Here is an 18,928-nt window from a genome sequence, read left to right on the forward strand (position 1 = left end):
ATTATCTTAATACATTTTGCGAAAGGTTGTTTTCAACAAGTACTGCGTCATTTTTCTCAATAACACGTCTTGCTGCATAAAAACGTTTATTCCAGTAGGTATTAGACATTTCTGACACTGTCACACCATTGCTGGTGGATGCATGTACGAATTTATCATTACCGATGTAAATTCCAACATGGCGCATAGTACGGCCTGTTTTGAATAGAACGAGATCGCCTGCTTGTAATTTTGATTTATTAACCTGAGTACCAGAGAACTGTTGGTCTGAGGTTGAGCGAGGAAGTTCTACACCGAATTGGTCAAGAAAGGTTCTTTGTACAAAGGCAGAGCAGTCAATGCCTTTTTTGGTATCTCCACCTAAACGGTAAGCGACGCCTTTCCAGTCTGCATATTGGTCAAGTATCTTAGATTTTATATCGAGATTCTTCACCAATGATTCAAATTCATCTTGTGATGCTTGGGAAATAGATGTGCTTGATGATGTATTAAGTGGGGTAGTGCTTGAATTCGCTAAGCGTGAATTTGCGTTCTGTGAGCTACATGCTGATAGCGTAGCTACAACAATGAACGCCGGTATGAGCTTAAGCATTCTCATATACGGTTTTGTTCTCATTGTGACAGATTTCCCTTACATCCTTACGTGCAGAAGCGCACATGAATTATTCACCAAATAACCAGAGAATATAGTGTAATTTAACTCTGGCAACCTTATTTCGCGAAAAACGTGCTCTAAAGCACGTAAATATCCACATTAAACAATAAATAATGAAGAAACCAGAAAAGTGTACAGAAAGAGGGGCTAAATGGCGAGAGGAAAGGCGCTTAATTTACAAAACATTAGATAATAAAGTGCTAATACTTAAAATAGATCTCATTTTGTCATAATAATATCATTTAATTGTCAAAAAAATGACCAAAAGAATAAGTGCAATATTACACTTATTCTCTTTTAATGAATTAGATGTGTTTTTCCTTTTCCCTTTTATTTTTTAAAAGGAAGATATTTTTCTAATTGTCTGACAATATTATCTGATAACGGTGTAATTAATAGCCAACTTGTTGTGACTAAAGTTAAAGATATAGAACCAACTAATATATCTGATGCCCAGTGTGCGCCGGCCATAACTCTTGGTAATGAAAACACGACAGTAATAAGAAGAGCACATAAGAAAGAACGAAACGAGAGATAACGTAATATAAAGCTACAGAAGATTAGTAGCATTAAGCCATGGTCGCCAGGGAAGCTATCACCTGAGGCATCTTTTGTAGGAATGCCCGTCACAACGCCCACTCTATGCGCATCTTGAAAATGAAGTGTCGGGCTTGGTCTTTCAATTGGAATATTTTGTCCTAATTGATTAATCAGCACTGCACTGATTATCATCACTAATCCCACAATTATCAGATGGCGTTTACCCCTATAATCTTTTTTACGGAATGTATTGTAATAAAGCGCTCCCATCGCCAGCAAAATAACCAAATCAAACTTTCTATTATTGGTATAAGCCACAAAAGAAGCAAAAAAAGTATCAGGCAAAATGTGCTGATTAAAAAAATAAAAAATACGTGTGTCAATTGATAGCCAAAATCCATGTTGTGCCGGAAGATACCAAGAGAGAAAAATAATTAGGCCGGCAAGATTAAGTAAAAAAATAGCCAGTGCTTTTTGGTTAAAATGAGAAAGTTTCATAGTAATAAAATGACAAATTTGCGTGTATTTAGTGATCTAGATCACAATAAGTTTGAGTTTGATTCTAGGACTATAACCAAAATAAAAAAATAGATCTTTGCAATTTGCTGTCTATGCAAATGTTATGCTTTAGTTTCATTTCTGTTAGATTTTTTCATATCCACTTAACCTAAATTTAGAATATTTTTTTTTGATACTCGTAATTTGAGTGTTATATAATTTTTTTCTATTCTTTAATTAAAGATAAAAGTTAAATAAATAAAGTAACAAGCCGATATTAGTTAAGACTTTAATAACATATTGGCTTGTGAAATTTACACATCCCAATAATCATAGGAGATTAGTTTTGAATAAGTTATGTATTGCAGCTACGTGCTTAACTTTATTATTAAGCACACCTACTTTGGCTAAGGAAAATAAAGTCATTGGTTCAGGAACTATAACTTTTGTTGGTGCAATTGTTGAGGGCAATTGTCTAATGGATACGGATAAAAACACTTTTAAAACAAGTTGTTGGAATGGTACTGAAATGCAGGAATCTGAATATCAGTTAGAAAGGAATAAGCACTTTAACTCTAAATTGATTAACAACAAAGGCTCTATGGATATTAAATGGATTAATGATAATTTAGCTGTAATGAACATTGTTTATAATTAATTTCCCATAGATCTAGTAATAAAAATAATTGTATTAATTAAATAAAATTTTAATACTTTTATAGAGCTGTTATTAAAGTTAAAAATATTTGACTTAAGTTTAATCAACGTTGATTTCTTATTTATAAACATCGAACACTTATATTTGATAGACATCAAATATTCCTCTTATGTCTATATAAATGTCATATTTTATTGCTATGATAAAAATATGTCGGGTAGGTGTGATCCCCATACCTGCTAGCGCAAACAAGAAGTGAGGTCGTTATGAGAAAATATCTGACCGTAGTATGCAGTCTTCTCGTTTCCAGTTCGATATCATTAGCTTGGGCATCTGATCCCATGCAAACAACAGGGCAGATTTATCTGCGGGGTGCGATTGTCGATCCTGCATGTGAGATGAATTTCACATTTGATAAAGCTGAATACCAATGTTACAAACACAACAAAGTGTTCACATCTACTCAATCTATTGTTCCCGCGTCTTTTGATAAATCCCAACGAACTATTATTTTGCCTCAAGATATGGGCAAGGCTGAGATCCGTTGGATGGATGACACCCAAAAAAATGGTGTTATTGACGTCCAATATTTTTAAGGCGTCTGTGGATAGACAAAGGTAGGGTGCAAAAGATAAACAAGTCAAATAATCGTTTGTCACATTGGGTTTCTTACGATTATCTGACCTATTTAAAGCGACATTAGCTATACGCTAATGAGTAGGGCTTTTGACTGTTGATTTGACAGTTGATTAGTCAGCTCGGCCCATATAGCGACGTTCAGCAATATGAATACGAACTTTATCGCCAGTAGAAAGATATTCAGGAACCTGAATAACTAACCCTGTTGGTAATGTTGCAGGTTTAGTACGAGCGCTTGCAGAGGCACCTTTAATACCTGGAACAGTTTCAACAATCTCCATATCAACAGTTTGTGGCAGTTCTAATGCTAAAACTTGACCATCCATTGTTAATACTTGCATTCCCGCTAAGCCTTCCTCAGGAATAAACAGTAATTCATCTTCAATTTGATCTTTTTTGAAGGTATACGGTGTGTAATCTTCATTATCCATAAAGATATATTCATCACCATCAATGTAAGAGAAGCTCACAGCACGACGCGTTAAGCTGATGGTATCAATCATATCATCGCCTTTAAAACGCTCTTCTACTTTCTGGCCAGTACGGATATCAGTAAAACGCATTTTGTACAGTGTGCTTGCACCACGGGCACTTGGTGCTTGGATGTCGATATCTTTTACCAGTAATAATTTGTTGTTATAACTAACAGCCATACCACGTTTAATTTCATTGGCTTTTGCCATATAAAACCTTCCATTAAATAACATTGACGATAATGGCGACAAAATTACTCGCAGTGCAGAAACTTGGCAAGTTATTCGCACATTTTTTTATAAGATTTGATGAAAAAAACAAAGCCAGCTCCAATGTGGGCTGGCTCGGCTGGCTTTAGATGTAGGCTTTTAGCAAAGACATTAACGGTAGATAGGAAGAAGATTAAAGTTCGCTAAAATATGTGCGCTGGCATTGAGAATACCAAACAAAATGACGAAACCAATCATAAACATACCACCGGGAGCTTTAAAGCTTTGGCTTTGATTACGCTCACGACTTGCTTTTGCCATTAATGCGGGAATAATTGCAGCCCAAATGGCAGCCGCTAACCCTGCAAAACCAATGGCATATAAGAAACCATCAGGAAAAATAATGGCTAAAACAGTCGGCGGTATAAACGTTACTAATGCAGATTTAAATCGGCCACTTCCTGTATTTGAAAACTTAAAGAAGTCTGCTAAGTAATCGAATAATCCTAATGACACACCTAAAAATGAACTTGCTAATGCCATATAAGAGAACAAGTCTAATAACATTGATACAGAGGTATTGGCGGTTGTTGTACGCATTTGTGCCAATAAGTTACCAATATTCCCACCATCAGCAATCACTTGCTTGAAACCTTCACGAGGAATATTACCTTGTACAACAAACTGCCATAAAATATAAATTGCCAATGAAATCAATGTACCAATAAGCAAGCTTTTCATAACAGCTTTGCCATCTTTACGATAATACGTCACTAAGCCCGGAATATTGCCGTGATAACCAAATGAAGCCAGTAAATAAGGTAATGCGGCTAAAGCATAAGGCAAGTAACTTGCATTGCTTTCATTGGTGTTAAATAACACAGGCATTTTTACTTCGGTAAATAGGCCGCCAATGGCTAACACAAAAGTAATTACCATACCGCCAATTAAAATGGTGCTTAATCTATCTACTGCGCGTGTTGATAACCAAACAAAGAAAGCAACAATTAATGCAAAGACCAAACCCGCAATAGCTTGGGGTACGCTTACCACATTTTCGAAATTTTGCACAATAATGGAGCTACCGGCAGAAATATAAGCGTAAGTTAAAATATAAAGAACAAATGCAATCGCCAGCCCATTAATAGTACTCCAGCCTTTTCCTAATAAGTCTTTGGTAATGGTATGAAAGCTAGAGCCTAAAGGATAATGAAGGTTTACTTCTAAAATCATTAACCCAGACATAAATAAACAAAACCAAGTGTAGATCAGAAGAAAAATAGAACCGGTAAACCAGACACCGGAAGTCACAATAGGAATGGAAAACATGCCTGCACCCACAGCGGTGCCAGCAATGATCATTGCACCACCAAGTATGGATGGGCGCTTTGTTATTGATGTGACTTCTGACATAGGATGTCCTTATAAAATTGACTCAATGTACTAGCTTGATGGTGTAAAGGATACACGTTTGCTATAAGGGTGTAAATAGAGGTTATTGTGCTTTATAAAAGAAAAAAGTGAGTAAAAATAATACAGTAGAAAAAGGTGATTATATAAATCAATAGATTAGTGTGAGGATTATTATAAATAATAAAGGAATATCATTATAAATAAGTGAAAATTTATGTAGAAATAGAAGATCTGAACATTATTCTGAACAAAAAAGATCCAGAATAATGAAAGTGATAGAGTGTTTTTAATTAGCCTTGATAAAACTGCTTACTTTTCCATAATGCAATAGAATTGCGACTGGCTTCGAAGTGTGGCTCTGGTAAATCATCTGGAGAACACCAGCGAAGTTCAGAACATTTATCTGGCTCCATCAATTTAGGTTCGTCGCCTTGGTGTTGTGCGATCATACAAATAGAAACGGTGTGTTTACCTTCTTGTTGGTAAGTTTCTAGATTATTGCTAATACCAATCACTTGTGGCTCTGTGATCGCAATACCAATTTCTTCTTCTATTTCTCGAATAGCACATTGCTCAAAAGTTTCACCTTCATCAACATGCCCACCAAAAATTGACCAATAAGGGGCATGTTTTCCGCAACGCTTTCCTAATAAAACTTCACCCTTTTCATTAGTGATAATTACACCAACGCCGACTACGACTGACATTTGAGACTCCTTTTTTCTTTTTTATATAGTTAATGTATAAAATAAGTCGCTTTTTACGGGGAACATTCTCTATTGAGGGTGAATAGAGTGCAAGGAGAACCCACTCAATTTCACTGAATAAAAGGTTAATTGATGCTATATATAGCACCCTAAATATTCATAATAAAAAATGATTGGGGAGTGAAGGCATGAGTCGCCGTGTCGCTACGATCACCTTAAACCCTGCTTATGATCTGGTTGGTGCTTGTCCAGCTATTGATGTAGGTGGTGTTAATTTAGTCCGAACTGCTGGGCTTAATCCTGCTGGTAAAGGCAATAATGTCGCGAAAGTCTTACGTGATTTAGGTATCGATATTACTGTTAGCGGGTTTATGGGACGCGAAAATCAAGAAGAGTTTCAGCACTTCTTTAGTGAAAATGGGATGGCGAACCGTTTTTATTTAGTATCAGGACGAACACGCATTAATGTGAAGTTAACCGAGGGAAAAGGGCAAGTCACCGACTTTAATTTTTCAGGATTTACAGTATCAGCGCAAGATTGGCAGCGTTTTGCAACAGATTCGCTTAATTGGCTTGGTCATTTCGATATGGTGGTTGTCAGCGGAAGCTTACCTAATGGTGTTGATCCTGAAGCCTTTACCCAATGGATGATTAAGTTAAGAAGATTATGCCCATGCATTATTTTTGACAGCAGTCGTGATGCCTTAGTCGCAGGATTAAAAGCAGCCCCATGGTTGATAAAACCTAATCATCGTGAATTAGAAGCGTGGGTTGGACATTCATTAACTGAAATGGCAGATATTATTAAAGCGGCTCATCAACTGCGAGATAAAGGCATTGCACATGTTGTTATTTCACTGGGTGAAAGAGGGGCGTTATGGGTAAATGCATCTGGTGCATGGCTTGCAAAACCACCACATTGTAATGTGATAAGTACCGTTGGTGCAGGAGATTCAATGGTTGCAGGATTAGTCTATGGCTTATTAATGAGCCAAACGAGTGAACATACATTGCGCCTTGCAACCGCTATTTCTGCATTATCAGTTAGTCAGCCTGATGTAGGAATAAAAGACAGAAGCCAGCTTGCTGAAATGATGACTAAGATTGAGTTAACACCCATTAAATAAAGTCATTTGCGGTTTATGGTTATAAAACAAATATTCTATAAACCGCAAATTGTATAAGCCGCAGTTCTCATTATTGCTGGCGTTGCTGTTAGTCTTGTTGTGATTTCAACCAAGCAATTTCTTCAGGCCAAATATCAGGATTAATGGTTTCTAAAATCAGCGGAATACCATCAAAACGTTTATCCCGCATAATATAACTAAAAGGCACTTTACCAATATTACCTTCACCTAAACTATGGTGGCGATCGACACGACTGGCTAATTCGCTTTTCGCATCATTAAGATGCATCGCTTTTAAGTATTGAAAGCCGACAATCTTTTCAAATTCAGCGAATGTTTTTTCGCAATCTTCAATCGTTCTTAGATCATAACCTGCGGCGAAAGTGTGGCAAGTATCAATACAAACACCTACACGAGATTTATCTTCTACACCATCAATAATGGCGGCTAGATGCTCAAAACGATAACCCAGATTTGTTCCTTGCCCTGCGGTATTTTCAATTACGGCAGTAACATTTTTAGTTTTTTCTAAGGTGATGTTAATTGATTGGGCAATTTTTTGTAGGCACTTATCAACATCAATCTTATTTAAATGACTTCCTGGGTGAAAATTCAGTAACTCAATGCCAAGTTGCTCACAACGCTGCATTTCATCTAGAAATGCGTCTCTTGATTTTTCAAGAGCATCTTCTTCAGGGTGACCTAAATTAATAAGATAACTGTCATGGGGTAAAATTTGAGAAGGGCCATAACTATAAAGTTCGCAGTTCTTTTTAAATTTATCAATGACTTCTGTAGATAATGGTGCCGCTTTCCACTGGCGCTGATTCTTAGTAAAAAGGGCAAATGCAGTCGCTTTTATTTCATGTGCGCGTAATACCGCCTGATCGACGCCACCAGCAGCACTGACATGTGCGCCAACAAATTTCATTACTTCTCTCCTTAGATTTATTTTACACCATGATAACAAACATACAGCGTATAACATCATATTGAGGTGATAAAAGCAAAAAAGCGCAACTAAAAATAGTTGCGCAATTAAAAAGTACTTCTCAAGGCGAAATTTCAAAGGGGATTAATTTTTTGATATTCCTATTAAGACATCAACACAGTTTGAATAAAGATATTAATCATCGCACCACCAAGGGTTAACCAGAAAAATAAGAATAACGCTAACAATAATGGTTTGACGCCTGCTTGTCGGATAGCACTAATATGCGTTGTTAAACCTAATGCCACCATTGCCATTGCTAATAGAATGGTATCGATAGTCACAATATAACTAACAATAGACGCTGGAATTAAATTCAAAGAGTTAAAGCCAGCCATTAAAATAAAGAATACGGCAAACCAAGGAATAGTAATTGGGCTTTTTTCAGTAGATTGTGCGCCATTGTTTGCCTTGCTTTTCTTTTTACTTAAATAAGTTGAAAGAATAATTAAGAACGGTGCTAACATCATTACGCGGATCATTTTACTAATAACTGCTGCATTTTCAGCATCAGGGCTAATGGAGTGCCCTACAGCAACGACTTGAGCCACTTCATGAATTGTTGAACCAGAAAAAATACCAAAAGTTTCTTCGGTAAATGGTAGCCAACCTGCAAATGCATTTAAGTGGTAGAACCAAGGGTAAAGAAAAATACCAATGGTCCCGAAAATCACAACAGTAGAAACCGCAACAGCAACTTGGCTGGCTTGTGCTTTAACAACAGGCTCTGTCGCCATAACAGCAGCAGCACCACAAATACTACTACCCGCACCAATTAAGATGACAGTTTGTTCATCTAAACCGAAATATTTGCGACCAATCCACATAGCAATAAGAAAAGTCGATATCAGCATAATGGCATCTATAATTAAACCTGTTGCACCTACATCTGCAATTTGCTGAAAAGTCAGTCTAAAACCGTACAAAATAATACCTGTACGTAATAAATAGTGTTTAGCGAATTTAACACCTTCATCACTATAAGGCTTTGCAACAGGATAAAAGGTATTACCCACAATAATACCGAATAGGATAGCCAGTGTTAATGCACCTAAACCCATGCTAGAAAACCAAGGAATATCACCAATATAAATAGCAAGCGCAGTTAATACGCCTGTTAGTAATAAACCAGGAAGCCAGCGATAGACTGGAGTAAAACATTTTTTCGCCAATGTAATAGGTTGACTTTGCTCTGACATAGAAAAACCTTGCTTATATGAATTTTGCATAAGCATATAACAAGTAATCTTATTTATTAAACTCATTATTTTTATAATAATAACCAGTAAAATTAATATAGGTGTATTTTCTTAAATGTGCTTGGTATGTTACTGGTTTGTGGATAGTATGTTATTACAATGACGGCTCAAAGGTGGAATGGATATGCGAATTACGTTGCGGCAACTGGAAGTCTTTACTGAAGTTCTCAAGAGTGGTTCTACAACGCAAGCATCACAACAGCTTGCTTTATCTCAATCTGCTGTCAGTGCATCTTTAACTGATCTCGAAAGCCAATTAGGCGTACAGCTTTTTGATAGAGTGGGAAAACGGCTTGTCACAAATGAACATGGGAGATTACTTTATCCCAGAGCATTATCTTTACTTGAACGAGCAACTGAAGTGGAGCAGTTATTCCAAGCTGGAAATGGTGCTTTACGCATCGCTGCAAGTACAACAATAGGCAATTATATTTTACCTCAAATGCTGGGTAATTTTCATCGTAACTATCCTGATATTCCGCTAGAAATGAGTATTGGAAATACTGAGGAAGTCGTTAAATTAGTGAGCGAATTCCGTGTTGATTTAGGGTTAATTGAAGGCGCTTGTCAAAGTTCTGAATTGATTAGCCAGAAATGGCTTTTAGATGAAATGGTTATTTTTTGCTCACCTGATCATCCGTTAGCTAAAGCACCTAAAGTGACTTTAGCGGATTTACAGACGGCTCCTTGGATTTTACGAGAAAATGGTTCCGGAACTCGAGATGTACTAAACCATCTTCTATTTGCTTCTTTACCAGGCTACCGCATTGAAATGGAATTAGGTAACTCAGAAGCAATAAAACACGCCGTAATGTATGAAATGGGGATCAGTTGTTTATCTCGTCGAGTCATTGAAGAGCAGATTAATAACGGCTCATTAAAAGAGATAAAAGTAGAAGGGCTAACCTTACAACGTACCTTATATCTTGTTTATCATCGTCAAAAACATGTTTCTGATGCACTGAAAAAACTGCTGACGTATTGTAATGCTGAACATTTAATCGGCAATTTTTCATAAATTGCTAATAATTGACGCCCGATCATGAAGGTATCTTATAATCCCAGATCCTTGCTATTCACGAACGACAGATTTGTTACAATCCTCGTTAGAAAAGTGAATATAAAAGTGGAATGTTATGTCAGAACAACAAAATAGTACTGCAGGTTCGGGCGCAGTACGCACTTTGCGCCGAGAGTTAAAAGCGCGACATTTAGCGATGATCGCTATTGGTGGTTCAATTGGTACAGGGCTTTTTGTCGCATCTGGTGCAACTGTTGCTCAAGCAGGGCCGGGTGGGGCATTACTCTCTTATGCTTTAATTGGATTAATGGTCTATTTTCTAATGACGAGCCTTGGAGAATTAGCCGCATTTATGCCTGTTTCCGGCTCTTTTTCAACATACGGCTCTAAGTATGTCGAAGAAGGCTTTGGTTTCGCATTAGGTTGGAACTATTGGTATAACTGGGCAGTTACAATTGCTGTTGACCTTGTTGCTGCACAATTGGTGATGCTCTATTGGTTCCCTGATGTTGATGGTTGGATCTGGAGCGCTCTATTCCTTGGCGTTATTTTCTTACTCAACTATATCTCGGTAAAAGGATTTGGTGAGGCAGAATATTGGTTCTCCTTAATCAAAGTTTCCACAGTAATTATCTTTATTATTGTGGGTATTGCGATGATCACTGGCATTATGAAAGGTGCCGAAAACGCCGGTTGGCATAATTGGGAAATTGGTGATGCACCTTTTGCGGGTGGATTTGCTGCCATGATTGGTGTTGCCATGATTGTTGGTTTCTCATTCCAAGGTACAGAATTAATTGGTATTGCAGCGGGTGAATCTAAAGATCCTGCTAAAAATATTCCTAAAGCTGTGCGTAAAGTCTTCTGGCGTATCTTATTATTTTATATCTTTGCAATTTTAATCATTAGCTTAATTATCCCGTACACTGATCCTAGTTTACTGCGTAATGATGTGGGTGATATTAGCGTTAGTCCATTCACGCTAGTCTTTAAAAATGCGGGATTATTATCTGCGGCTGCCATTATGAATGCGGTTATCTTAACGGCGGTACTTTCTGCGGGTAACTCAGGCATGTATGCATCAACGCGTATGCTGTTTACATTAGCAAGAGAAGGCAAAGCACCAAAATGCTTTGGAAAATTGTCTAAAAACGGCGTGCCACGTAATGCGCTTTATGCGACAACGGTTGTTGCTGGTCTATGCTTTTTAAGCTCCATGTACGGAAATCAAACGGTTTACTTGTGGTTATTAAATACCTCGGGAATGACGGGTTTTATTGCATGGTTAGGTATTGCGATTAGTCACTACCGTTTCCGTAAAGGTTATGTTGCACAAGGTCGTGATTTAAATGACTTACCTTATCGATCTGGCTTCTTCCCAATTGGTCCTATTTTTGCCTTTATATTGTGTTTAATTATTACATTAGGTCAAAATTACCAAGCGTTCTTAGAAGATACGATTGATTGGTATGGTGCAATTGCAACCTATATTGGTATCCCATTATTTTTATTAATTTGGTTTACTTACAAGATTGTGAAGAAAACCCGCTTTATTCGTTATAATGAAATGGAATTTCCAACGCACATTGCGAATAAAAAATAACCTATAAATCAAGTTATTAAAACGTCCGTTTTGTGATCTCGATCACTATAAAACGGACGTTTTTTATTTTTTTGACCAGTCAATTATAAAAAAGATACAAAAATCCTAATTATATTAGTGTTCGCATTGATAATAATTATTATTTGCTTTATTGTTAGCGCATAATTTATTTGCTGAAAAATAAAATAATGGTGCTGTTGATTGTAAATAATATGCTTAATGTAATGAGTCTGATAATAATTAGCCCTTCTAGCGCTCAATACAGCCAACCAACAGCTTATCGCCATATAATAAGTTACACAGCGAATATATTTCACCGTATAATAATTTTGCGACTCACTTCTTTGTTGAATGAATTGTCTCAAATTAATAATTGGCTTTTTGTACATAAGAAACAATTGATGAGTTGTACGGTATGTTTTTGCCAATGTAAAACACAGGTAAGAGCAGAAGAACGTAAAAAAAAGACTAGGTACAACAGTTGATATGAGCATTATGTCAGAGAGACTCGCCACACAAGAGCATGAAAAAAATGCATCAGATAATGTGAAAGCCCATTATCGGAAAATGATGAATAAACGCATGCTATGGCTGGGAGTTATCTTTTTAATTATTTGTGGTTCAGTAGTGTTAGATTTCACTATGGGGCCTTCTGGTTTATCACTTGAAAAATTATTAACCACCCTGTTTCAACCGGAGCTTGTTGATGCAGGCTCTCGAGTGATTGTTTGGGATATTCGCTTACCTTATGCCTTAATGGCGGTTGTGGTAGGGATGTCGCTAGGATTAGCGGGTGCAGAAATGCAAACTATTCTAAATAACCCGTTAGCAAGCCCTTTCACACTTGGTTTATCAAATGCCGCTTCATTTGGTGCTGCATTAGCGATTGTTTTAGGGATTGGTATTCCGGGTATTCCTGACCAATGGTTTATTTCGGCGAATGCGTTTCTCTTTGCATTATTATCAGCTTTATTATTAGACGGAATTACTCGTTGGACTCGTGTTCCTACATCTGGAGTGGTGCTTTTTGGTATTGCCATGGTGTTTACGTTCAACGCACTAGTCTCAATGATGCAATTTATTGCAACAGAAGACACTCTCCAAGGTCTAGTTTTCTGGACTATGGGAAGTTTAGCGCGTGCAACATGGGTAAAACTCGGTGTGATGACGGGAGCTTTTGCTGTCATTATGGTGATTTCATGGATGAGTTCATGGAAATTAACTGCATTGCGATTAGGCGAAGACAGAGCGATTAGCTTTGGTATTGATGTAAAGCGTTTAAGATTAGGCTCCTTACTGCGCATCAGTATTTTAACCGCACTCGCAGTCGCTTTTGTGGGACCAATTGCCTTTATTGGTTTAGTTGCTCCTCATATTGCTCGTATGATGTTTGGTGAAGATCATCGATTCTATCTGCCAGCAAGCGCATTAATTGGAGCTTTAGTTTTATCATTGGCATCTATTGCTTCTAAAAATTTAATACCGGGTGTCATTATTCCAGTGGGTATTGTGACATCGCTGGTGGGCGTGCCATTTTTCCTCAGTATGATTTTACGTCATAGGGGGAATATCTAATGATGGAAGGATTAAAGATCCAAGATTTTAGCGCTGGTTATGCTAAACATCTTATCATTAAGGCACTTGATGTGGAGCCATTACCTAAAGGAAAAGTCACCGTATTATTGGGACCAAATGGTAGCGGAAAATCAACATTATTAAGAGCGTTAGCTGGATTAAATAAGTCATCAGGTGTTGTCAGTTTAGATGGCAACGATTTGGCTTCGATGAATTTTGCACAACGCGCTCAAAATGTAGTCTATTTGCCACAAACATTACCTGCTGGTGTTCATTTACATGTTTTAGAATCCATTATTGTGGCGCAACGTGCTTCAGGTGGATTACATAATGAACATAGTGAAGCCCAGGTCATGCATTTATTACGGCAATTAGGTATTGAGCATTTAGCATTACGCTATTTAGATGAATTATCTGGTGGTCAAAAACAATTAGTAGGGCTTGCTCAATCATTAATTAGACAGCCTTCTTTATTATTATTGGATGAGCCATTAAGCGCACTAGATCTTAATTACCAATATCATGTAATGGATTTAGTGGCTAAAGAAACACACCGTAGAAATATTATTACTGTCGTCGTTGTCCACGATATTAATATCGCCTTACGACATGGTGAACATGTATTAATGTTGAAACAAGGACAGTTAATTGCGCAAGGCGCGCCAGATAAGGTTATCACGGCACAAAGCCTTGCCGATGTTTATGGTGTTCAAGGTCGATTGGAATATTGTTCACAAGGAATACCTCAAATTATTATTGATGGTTTAGTGGATAAAATATAGAGCAGTAAAAGAGAAAAGAAATAAATATAGGGATGCAGTAAATAGGGATATAAAAATAATATTAAAATAACTAAGGGTAATTAAATTTATTTATTACCCTAATTTCTGAGCAATTGTCGATCTGTCCATCTATATAAAACTTAAAGAATATATATTCTTGGAGAATCGGGAATGGTAGTGTTAAATAAAAATAAAATTGCGCTTGGCGTTGTTGCGGCTATTGCATCAAGTTTTGTTATGACTGCATCAGCAGAAAATGTAGAAAAACTGCTTGTAACAACCGCTTCAGGGTTTAAACAAACCGTTGAAGATGCACCTGCATCGGTTTCTGTTGTCACTCGTGAACAGCTAGAAACCAAATCTTACCGTGATGTGACTGACGCATTAAAAGATGTTCCCGGCGTTTTAGTAACAGGCGGTGGAAGTAGTTCTGATATCAGTATTCGTGGTATGGATGCAAAATATACCATGATTTTAGTTGATGGTAAGCGAGTTGCCTCGCGTGAAACGCGTCCTAATAGTGATAACTCAGGTATTGAACAAGGCTGGTTACCGCCTTTACCTGCCATTGAACGTATTGAAGTTGTACGTGGCCCAATGTCTTCTTTATATGGTTCAGATGCAATGGGTGGGGTTATCAATATTATTACTCGTAAAGCGCAAAAAGAGTGGAACGTAAGTTTACGTGCTGATAGCACGCTGACAGAGCGTCAAAACTCAGGAAATACTGAACAAGGCAGTTTTTATGCAGCCGGTCCATTGATTGATAACCTGCTGGGATTAAAAGTCCAAGGTCAATATTCGCACCGTAGCGAAGATAAATTTGCGAATGGTTATAATCGTCAAATTACTGCAAGCGGTGGTGGTACATTAAGCTGGACACCAGATGATAAAAATACGGTTGAATTTGAATTTAAAAAAGACAGCCAGCACCGAGATTCTCGTTGGGAATATTCAGCCTCTGATCGCTCTCGTAAATCTAAGAGCAGTGATTTCAGTAAATATGAGCTAAAACAATATGCCCTGACTCATGATGGTGTGTATGACTTTGGTACGATGAATACTTATATTCAGCGTGATGAAAACAATAACCCAAGTCGTAAAATGGAATACAACGATACAACAGTACGTAATCAAACAGTATTTATGTTAGATGCGCATACTTTAAGTGTTGGTGCTCAGTATCGTTTTGAAGAATTAAAAGATAGCAATAACCATTTAGACAAAGGTAGTAAATTAGATCGTTATAGCTGGGCGCTGTTTGCTGAAGACGAATGGGCGCTAGCAAATGATTTCGCTTTAACCGGTGGTTTACGTATGGATAAAGACGAAAACTACGGTACTCACTGGACACCTCGTGTTTATGGTGTTTGGCATATGGCTGATGAATGGACGTTAAAAGGTGGTGTATCTACTGGTTATCGTTCACCTGATTTACGCCAAGCAACGAAAACTTGGGGACAAGCAACAGGGGGTTCAGGTGGTAATGCCGTCATTTATGGTAACCCAGATCTGAAACCTGAAAAATCAGTAACAGAAGAGATTGGTATTATTTGGGATAACCGTGATAACTTAACGGCAAGTGTTACAATTTATAATACTGATTTTAAAGATAAAATTACTGAGCGTCGCATTTGTGATGATAAAGGCGTGTTACCTGCATGTACTAAAGAACAAGGATATGGTCACCTATATGACTTTATCAGTACGCGTGAAAACGTAGATAAAGCCAATATGCGTGGTATTGAGGTAACTGGTAACTGGACAATTTCACCTGCGTGGAACTTAGCAGCTAACTACACCTTTACTGATTCAGAGCAGAAGAGCGGTGCATTTAGTGGTAAACCACTGAATAAACAGCCTCGCCATATGGCAAATGCGACCTTAAACTGGGAAACTACGCCAGAAATAGAAACTTGGGCGCGTATTAACTTCCGTGGTAAAACATCGGATTACTTATCACGCACAAGTATGGCAACCGGTACACCTTCTTATGCATTTGTTGACATTGGTACAAGTTACAGCTTAACCAAACAACTTAATGTGATTGGTGGTGTTTATAACGTGTTCGATCGTCGCATTAATTATGAAAACTTTAATACCACATTAGAAGGTCGTCGTTACAACATTGGTTTGAACTATAACTTCTAATTTTTTACCCTCAGTTTGTGTCATTAAGACTCCACTTGTGGAGTCTTTTTTTTTATCTCTAATTTCCTTTCATTTGCTCAGAATTAATACTGGAAAGTTTAAATATTGAGGTCTATATTTAGCTCAATAATTCATCTTATTCATCGTGTTATTTGGACTATTAGATTGTGATTTCTACTTATTACCAGCCATTTTTTTCTTAATTTATTCTCTTACTTTTTATTTATATAAAACAGGTTGCTAAAAAATAGGCACTTTTTATTAAAAGTCTATTTTGGGGTGATAAAAGAAGCATGAGTTAACAAAATTTTAGCATTAATCTTATTAATGTATTTTAAATGCTTTATTTTGATGATTTGGCAATGATATTAATTTAAATCTAAAGTTTAATTCTTATTTATCAATACATTGTGTTTTATTTTCTTACGGTAGAGTAATGGCTTTTGAAATATTTAAAACTTAAAAGTTGTGATAAAAGCACAATTATTGTTAATAAAATGTGGCGTTATATGTTGACTTAGTTTGCGAATTGAAAAGATCGTAAAAAAAGGGGGCTTTTTGATGAAAATGTATTGCTATTTAAGTCTGAGACGTGCAAAATGCGCCCACTAAAAATATGACTGATGCGTTTAAAGTGCATCGGTTTTTTTTTGCATTTTTACTTATTACTACACCAAGAGGTCAGATTCATTTGAGTCTGAATAGATAACATAATTTGATTAGCAGCCAGCCCCTTAGAGAAAGGGTTGTCATGATAGAGGAATGCTAATATGGTACAATTATTCTCTTTCGCAGTCGGGCCTAGCGGCACTGCGGGCAATGATGACTACGGAGCACGGCGTCTCCTAAACACATACACATCCTTAAAAACTTCATTCTATTCTGTTTATAGGCAGATGCGAAGTCTTCCCAGTAACTGTCGGTTGAGTTTATCTAATACTCAAACCGAAGTTATGGGAGGGTTCGCTAATGTCAGATAACGTCATCTCCTCTATCGGCACTAACCAAACTGGTGCTAACAATCGAGTTCAATTACGTAAAACCTTGACTCTAATGCAGGTAGTCATGATGGGGCTTGCTTTTTTACAGCCTATGACTATTTTCGATACATTTGGTATCGTTTCTGGCATTACGAATGGTCACGTAGCAACCTCGTATGCGATTGCGTTGATTGCAATTTTATTTACAGCGGTCAGCTATGGAAAATTAGTTAAGCGTTTTCCTTCAGCAGGCTCTGCGTATACTTATGCTCAAAAATCCATGAGCCCTTATGTTGGCTTTATGGTGGGTTGGTCATCTTTACTTGACTATTTATTTATGCCAATGATCAATATCTTATTGGCGAAAATCTATTTACAAGCAATATTCCCAGGCGTTGAACCGTGGATCTTTGTATTTGCTTTAGTGGCTTTAATGACGTTCTTTAACCTGCGTGGTATTAACGTTGTTGCGAACTTAAATACAGCGATCGTTATTGTTCAGGTAGCAGTCATGGTTGTCTTCGTTGGGCTGCTTATCCACGGTGTTTATAACGGGGAAGGTGCAGGGGAGTTATGGACCTTTAGGCCGTTTGCGTCTGTTGATGCGCAAGTCATACCAATGATAACCGGGGCAACAATACTCTGTTTCTCATTCTTAGGTTTCGACGGTATTAGTACATTATCAGAAGAGACACCAAATGCAGGTAAAGTTATCCCTAAAGCGATTTTCTTAACAGCGCTGATTGGTGGGATCATCTTTATTGCGGTTTCTTACTTTTTACAACTGTATTTCCCAGATATTTCACGATTTAAAAATCCAGAAGAGTCACAACCTGAAATAATGCTGTATGTTGCGGGTGCTTTATTCCAGTCCATTATTTTAGTGTTCTCTTGTGTGACTGTATTAGCATCAGGTATGGCGGCTCACGCAGGTGTTGCACGTTTACTTTATGTTATGGGACGTGATGGTGTATTCCCTGAGAAGACATTTGGCTATGTACATCCAAAATGGCGTACGCCTGCATTTAACGTGCTATTAGTTGGCTTCTTAGCATTAGGTGCGGTGTTCTTTGATTTAGTGACTGCAACGGCATTAATTAACTTTGGTGCGTTAGTTGCGTTTACTTTCGTGAATCTGTCTGTTATTTCACAGTTCTATATTCGTGAGCGCCGTAATAAAGGATTAATGGATCACATTAATTACCTGATATTACCTATTATTGGTGCTGCAACAATGGGTGTCTTGTGGGTAAACCTTGAACCAGGTTCTATGGAGTTAGGTCTTGTTTGGGGCGCAATTGGTATACTTTATATGGTATGGATCACTCGTCGGTTCCGTAGACCAATGCCACAAATGCCAGAAAAGTAATATTCGAAGAATTGTTATAATGATAAATAAAATGGTCTCAGTAATGAGACCATTTTTTTGTATTGAATAAACAGCGCTAGAATCGATCAGTATAATAAATAACCAATTGATTTATTTATATACAATAAAATTAAGTATATTTACCCATTCAAATAAAAAAATTAAAAATAATTTTATGTGGAATATAGGTTTGCTCTTAAGTACTTATCATTAGGTGTATTTACTTATTTAAATTAAATTAAATGTTTTTTTATATTAGTTTTAACATGTCTATATA

At 37.1% G+C, this 18,928-nt stretch carries 17 protein-coding genes; 10 read left to right on the forward strand and 7 right to left on the reverse strand.

The window, feature by feature from the left end; translation table 11 throughout:
* Position 1 precedes the first annotated feature (1 nt).
* Together mepS and BTA34_RS05250 are read right to left on the reverse strand one after the other, a co-directional pair.
* Positions 2-616 carry a bifunctional murein DD-endopeptidase/murein LD-carboxypeptidase gene (gene mepS, locus BTA34_RS05245; protein WP_151434767.1) on the reverse strand — a complete coding sequence of 205 codons (615 nt, stop codon included), beginning with the start codon at positions 614-616 and terminating at the stop codon, positions 2-4.
* Between the two features lie 369 nt (positions 617-985).
* Positions 986-1,693 (reverse strand): phosphatase PAP2 family protein, encoded by a 708-nt coding sequence (locus tag BTA34_RS05250; protein WP_151434768.1) that lies wholly within the window; start codon positions 1,691-1,693, stop codon positions 986-988.
* A 346-nt stretch (positions 1,694-2,039) separates the two neighbouring features.
* On the opposite strand from BTA34_RS05250, the gene BTA34_RS05255 reads away from it, so the two are divergent.
* A complete protein-coding gene (locus tag BTA34_RS05255) occupies positions 2,040-2,351 on the forward strand; it encodes a hypothetical protein (RefSeq protein ID WP_151434769.1) in 312 nt (103 codons plus the stop codon).
* A gap of 341 nt (positions 2,352-2,692) precedes the next feature.
* Complete coding sequence (locus tag BTA34_RS05260; protein WP_265576255.1) at positions 2,693-2,947, forward strand: hypothetical protein; 255 nt, start codon at positions 2,693-2,695, stop codon at positions 2,945-2,947.
* Positions 2,948-3,100: 153 nt separating this feature from the next.
* Here BTA34_RS05260 and yeiP read toward each other — a convergent pair whose 3' ends face one another.
* The 3 genes from yeiP to BTA34_RS05275 form a co-directional block, all read right to left on the reverse strand.
* Positions 3,101-3,673 carry an elongation factor P-like protein YeiP gene (yeiP, locus tag BTA34_RS05265; protein ID WP_088493223.1) on the reverse strand — a complete coding sequence of 191 codons (573 nt, stop codon included), beginning with the start codon at positions 3,671-3,673 and terminating at the stop codon, positions 3,101-3,103.
* A 171-nt stretch (positions 3,674-3,844) separates the two neighbouring features.
* A complete protein-coding gene (gene mtr, locus BTA34_RS05270; protein ID WP_151434771.1) occupies positions 3,845-5,086 on the reverse strand; it encodes a tryptophan permease in 1,242 nt (413 codons plus the stop codon).
* Between the two features lie 290 nt (positions 5,087-5,376).
* Positions 5,377-5,793 carry a nucleotide triphosphate diphosphatase NUDT15 gene (locus tag BTA34_RS05275; RefSeq protein ID WP_151434772.1) on the reverse strand — a complete coding sequence of 139 codons (417 nt, stop codon included), beginning with the start codon at positions 5,791-5,793 and terminating at the stop codon, positions 5,377-5,379.
* Between the two features lie 188 nt (positions 5,794-5,981).
* On the opposite strand from BTA34_RS05275, the gene fruK reads away from it, so the two are divergent.
* Positions 5,982-6,920 carry a 1-phosphofructokinase gene (fruK, locus tag BTA34_RS05280; protein WP_151434773.1) on the forward strand — a complete coding sequence of 313 codons (939 nt, stop codon included), beginning with the start codon at positions 5,982-5,984 and terminating at the stop codon, positions 6,918-6,920.
* Positions 6,921-7,008: 88 nt separating this feature from the next.
* Here fruK and nfo read toward each other — a convergent pair whose 3' ends face one another.
* Both nfo and BTA34_RS05290 read right to left on the reverse strand, forming a co-directional pair.
* Positions 7,009-7,851 carry a deoxyribonuclease IV gene (nfo, locus tag BTA34_RS05285; protein ID WP_151434774.1) on the reverse strand — a complete coding sequence of 281 codons (843 nt, stop codon included), beginning with the start codon at positions 7,849-7,851 and terminating at the stop codon, positions 7,009-7,011.
* 164 nt (positions 7,852-8,015) lie between these two features.
* Entirely contained in the window at positions 8,016-9,110 is a 1,095-nt protein-coding gene (locus BTA34_RS05290; RefSeq protein ID WP_196533112.1) for a YeiH family protein, read from the reverse strand.
* A gap of 184 nt (positions 9,111-9,294) precedes the next feature.
* Here BTA34_RS05290 and yieE point away from each other — a divergent pair, with 184 nt between their 5' ends.
* The 7 genes from yieE (at position 9,295) to BTA34_RS05325 (ending at position 18,651) form a co-directional block, all read left to right on the forward strand.
* Positions 9,295-10,188, forward strand: coding sequence for a DNA-binding transcriptional regulator YeiE (yieE, locus tag BTA34_RS05295; RefSeq protein ID WP_151434776.1), 894 nt, complete (start codon positions 9,295-9,297; stop codon positions 10,186-10,188).
* A 118-nt stretch (positions 10,189-10,306) separates the two neighbouring features.
* On the forward strand, positions 10,307-11,794 hold the full coding sequence (locus BTA34_RS05300) for an amino acid permease (protein ID WP_100157914.1): 1,488 nt from the start codon (positions 10,307-10,309) through the stop codon (positions 11,792-11,794).
* Between the two features lie 486 nt (positions 11,795-12,280).
* Positions 12,281-13,369 carry a FecCD family ABC transporter permease gene (locus tag BTA34_RS05305; protein WP_151434777.1) on the forward strand — a complete coding sequence of 363 codons (1,089 nt, stop codon included), beginning with the start codon at positions 12,281-12,283 and terminating at the stop codon, positions 13,367-13,369.
* On the forward strand, positions 13,369-14,151 hold the full coding sequence (locus BTA34_RS05310; RefSeq protein ID WP_098943438.1) for an ABC transporter ATP-binding protein: 783 nt from the start codon (positions 13,369-13,371) through the stop codon (positions 14,149-14,151). Before BTA34_RS05305 ends, BTA34_RS05310 begins: the two co-directional genes overlap by 1 nt.
* 171 nt (positions 14,152-14,322) lie before the next feature.
* Entirely contained in the window at positions 14,323-16,302 is a 1,980-nt protein-coding gene (locus BTA34_RS05315) for a ligand-gated channel protein (protein WP_151434778.1), read from the forward strand.
* Positions 16,303-17,072: 770 nt separating this feature from the next.
* A complete protein-coding gene (locus BTA34_RS05320; protein WP_074454084.1) occupies positions 17,073-17,282 on the forward strand; it encodes a hypothetical protein in 210 nt (69 codons plus the stop codon).
* Positions 17,272-18,651 carry an APC family permease gene (locus BTA34_RS05325; protein WP_151434779.1) on the forward strand — a complete coding sequence of 460 codons (1,380 nt, stop codon included), beginning with the start codon at positions 17,272-17,274 and terminating at the stop codon, positions 18,649-18,651. The genes BTA34_RS05320 and BTA34_RS05325 overlap by 11 nt, the downstream gene beginning before the upstream one ends.
* The last annotated feature ends 277 nt before the right edge of the window (positions 18,652-18,928 follow it).

Origin of the sequence: Proteus sp. CD3, from assembly GCF_008808075.1 — a bacterium.
GTDB lineage: Bacteria > Pseudomonadota > Gammaproteobacteria > Enterobacterales > Enterobacteriaceae > Proteus > Proteus appendicitidis.

Excerpts from the sequence above, each read along its gene's own strand:
- mepS (WP_151434767.1), bottom strand. The coding sequence starts at position 616 with ATGAGAACAAAACCGTATATGAGAATGCTTAAGCTCATACCGGCGTTC.
- BTA34_RS05250 (WP_151434768.1), bottom strand. The coding sequence starts at position 1,693 with ATGAAACTTTCTCATTTTAACCAAAAAGCACTGGCTATTTTTTTACTT.
- BTA34_RS05260 (WP_265576255.1), top strand. The coding sequence starts at position 2,693 with ATGCAAACAACAGGGCAGATTTATCTGCGGGGTGCGATTGTCGATCCT.
- yeiP (WP_088493223.1), bottom strand. The coding sequence starts at position 3,673 with ATGGCAAAAGCCAATGAAATTAAACGTGGTATGGCTGTTAGTTATAAC.
- mtr (WP_151434771.1), bottom strand. The coding sequence starts at position 5,086 with ATGTCAGAAGTCACATCAATAACAAAGCGCCCATCCATACTTGGTGGT.
- BTA34_RS05275 (WP_151434772.1), bottom strand. The coding sequence starts at position 5,793 with ATGTCAGTCGTAGTCGGCGTTGGTGTAATTATCACTAATGAAAAGGGT.
- fruK (WP_151434773.1), top strand. The coding sequence starts at position 5,982 with ATGAGTCGCCGTGTCGCTACGATCACCTTAAACCCTGCTTATGATCTG.
- nfo (WP_151434774.1), bottom strand. The coding sequence starts at position 7,851 with ATGAAATTTGTTGGCGCACATGTCAGTGCTGCTGGTGGCGTCGATCAG.
- BTA34_RS05290 (WP_196533112.1), bottom strand. The coding sequence starts at position 9,110 with ATGTCAGAGCAAAGTCAACCTATTACATTGGCGAAAAAATGTTTTACT.
- yieE (WP_151434776.1), top strand. The coding sequence starts at position 9,295 with ATGCGAATTACGTTGCGGCAACTGGAAGTCTTTACTGAAGTTCTCAAG.
- BTA34_RS05300 (WP_100157914.1), top strand. The coding sequence starts at position 10,307 with ATGTCAGAACAACAAAATAGTACTGCAGGTTCGGGCGCAGTACGCACT.
- BTA34_RS05305 (WP_151434777.1), top strand. The coding sequence starts at position 12,281 with ATGAGCATTATGTCAGAGAGACTCGCCACACAAGAGCATGAAAAAAAT.
- BTA34_RS05310 (WP_098943438.1), top strand. The coding sequence starts at position 13,369 with ATGATGGAAGGATTAAAGATCCAAGATTTTAGCGCTGGTTATGCTAAA.
- BTA34_RS05315 (WP_151434778.1), top strand. The coding sequence starts at position 14,323 with ATGGTAGTGTTAAATAAAAATAAAATTGCGCTTGGCGTTGTTGCGGCT.
- BTA34_RS05320 (WP_074454084.1), top strand. The coding sequence starts at position 17,073 with ATGGTACAATTATTCTCTTTCGCAGTCGGGCCTAGCGGCACTGCGGGC.
- BTA34_RS05325 (WP_151434779.1), top strand. The coding sequence starts at position 17,272 with ATGTCAGATAACGTCATCTCCTCTATCGGCACTAACCAAACTGGTGCT.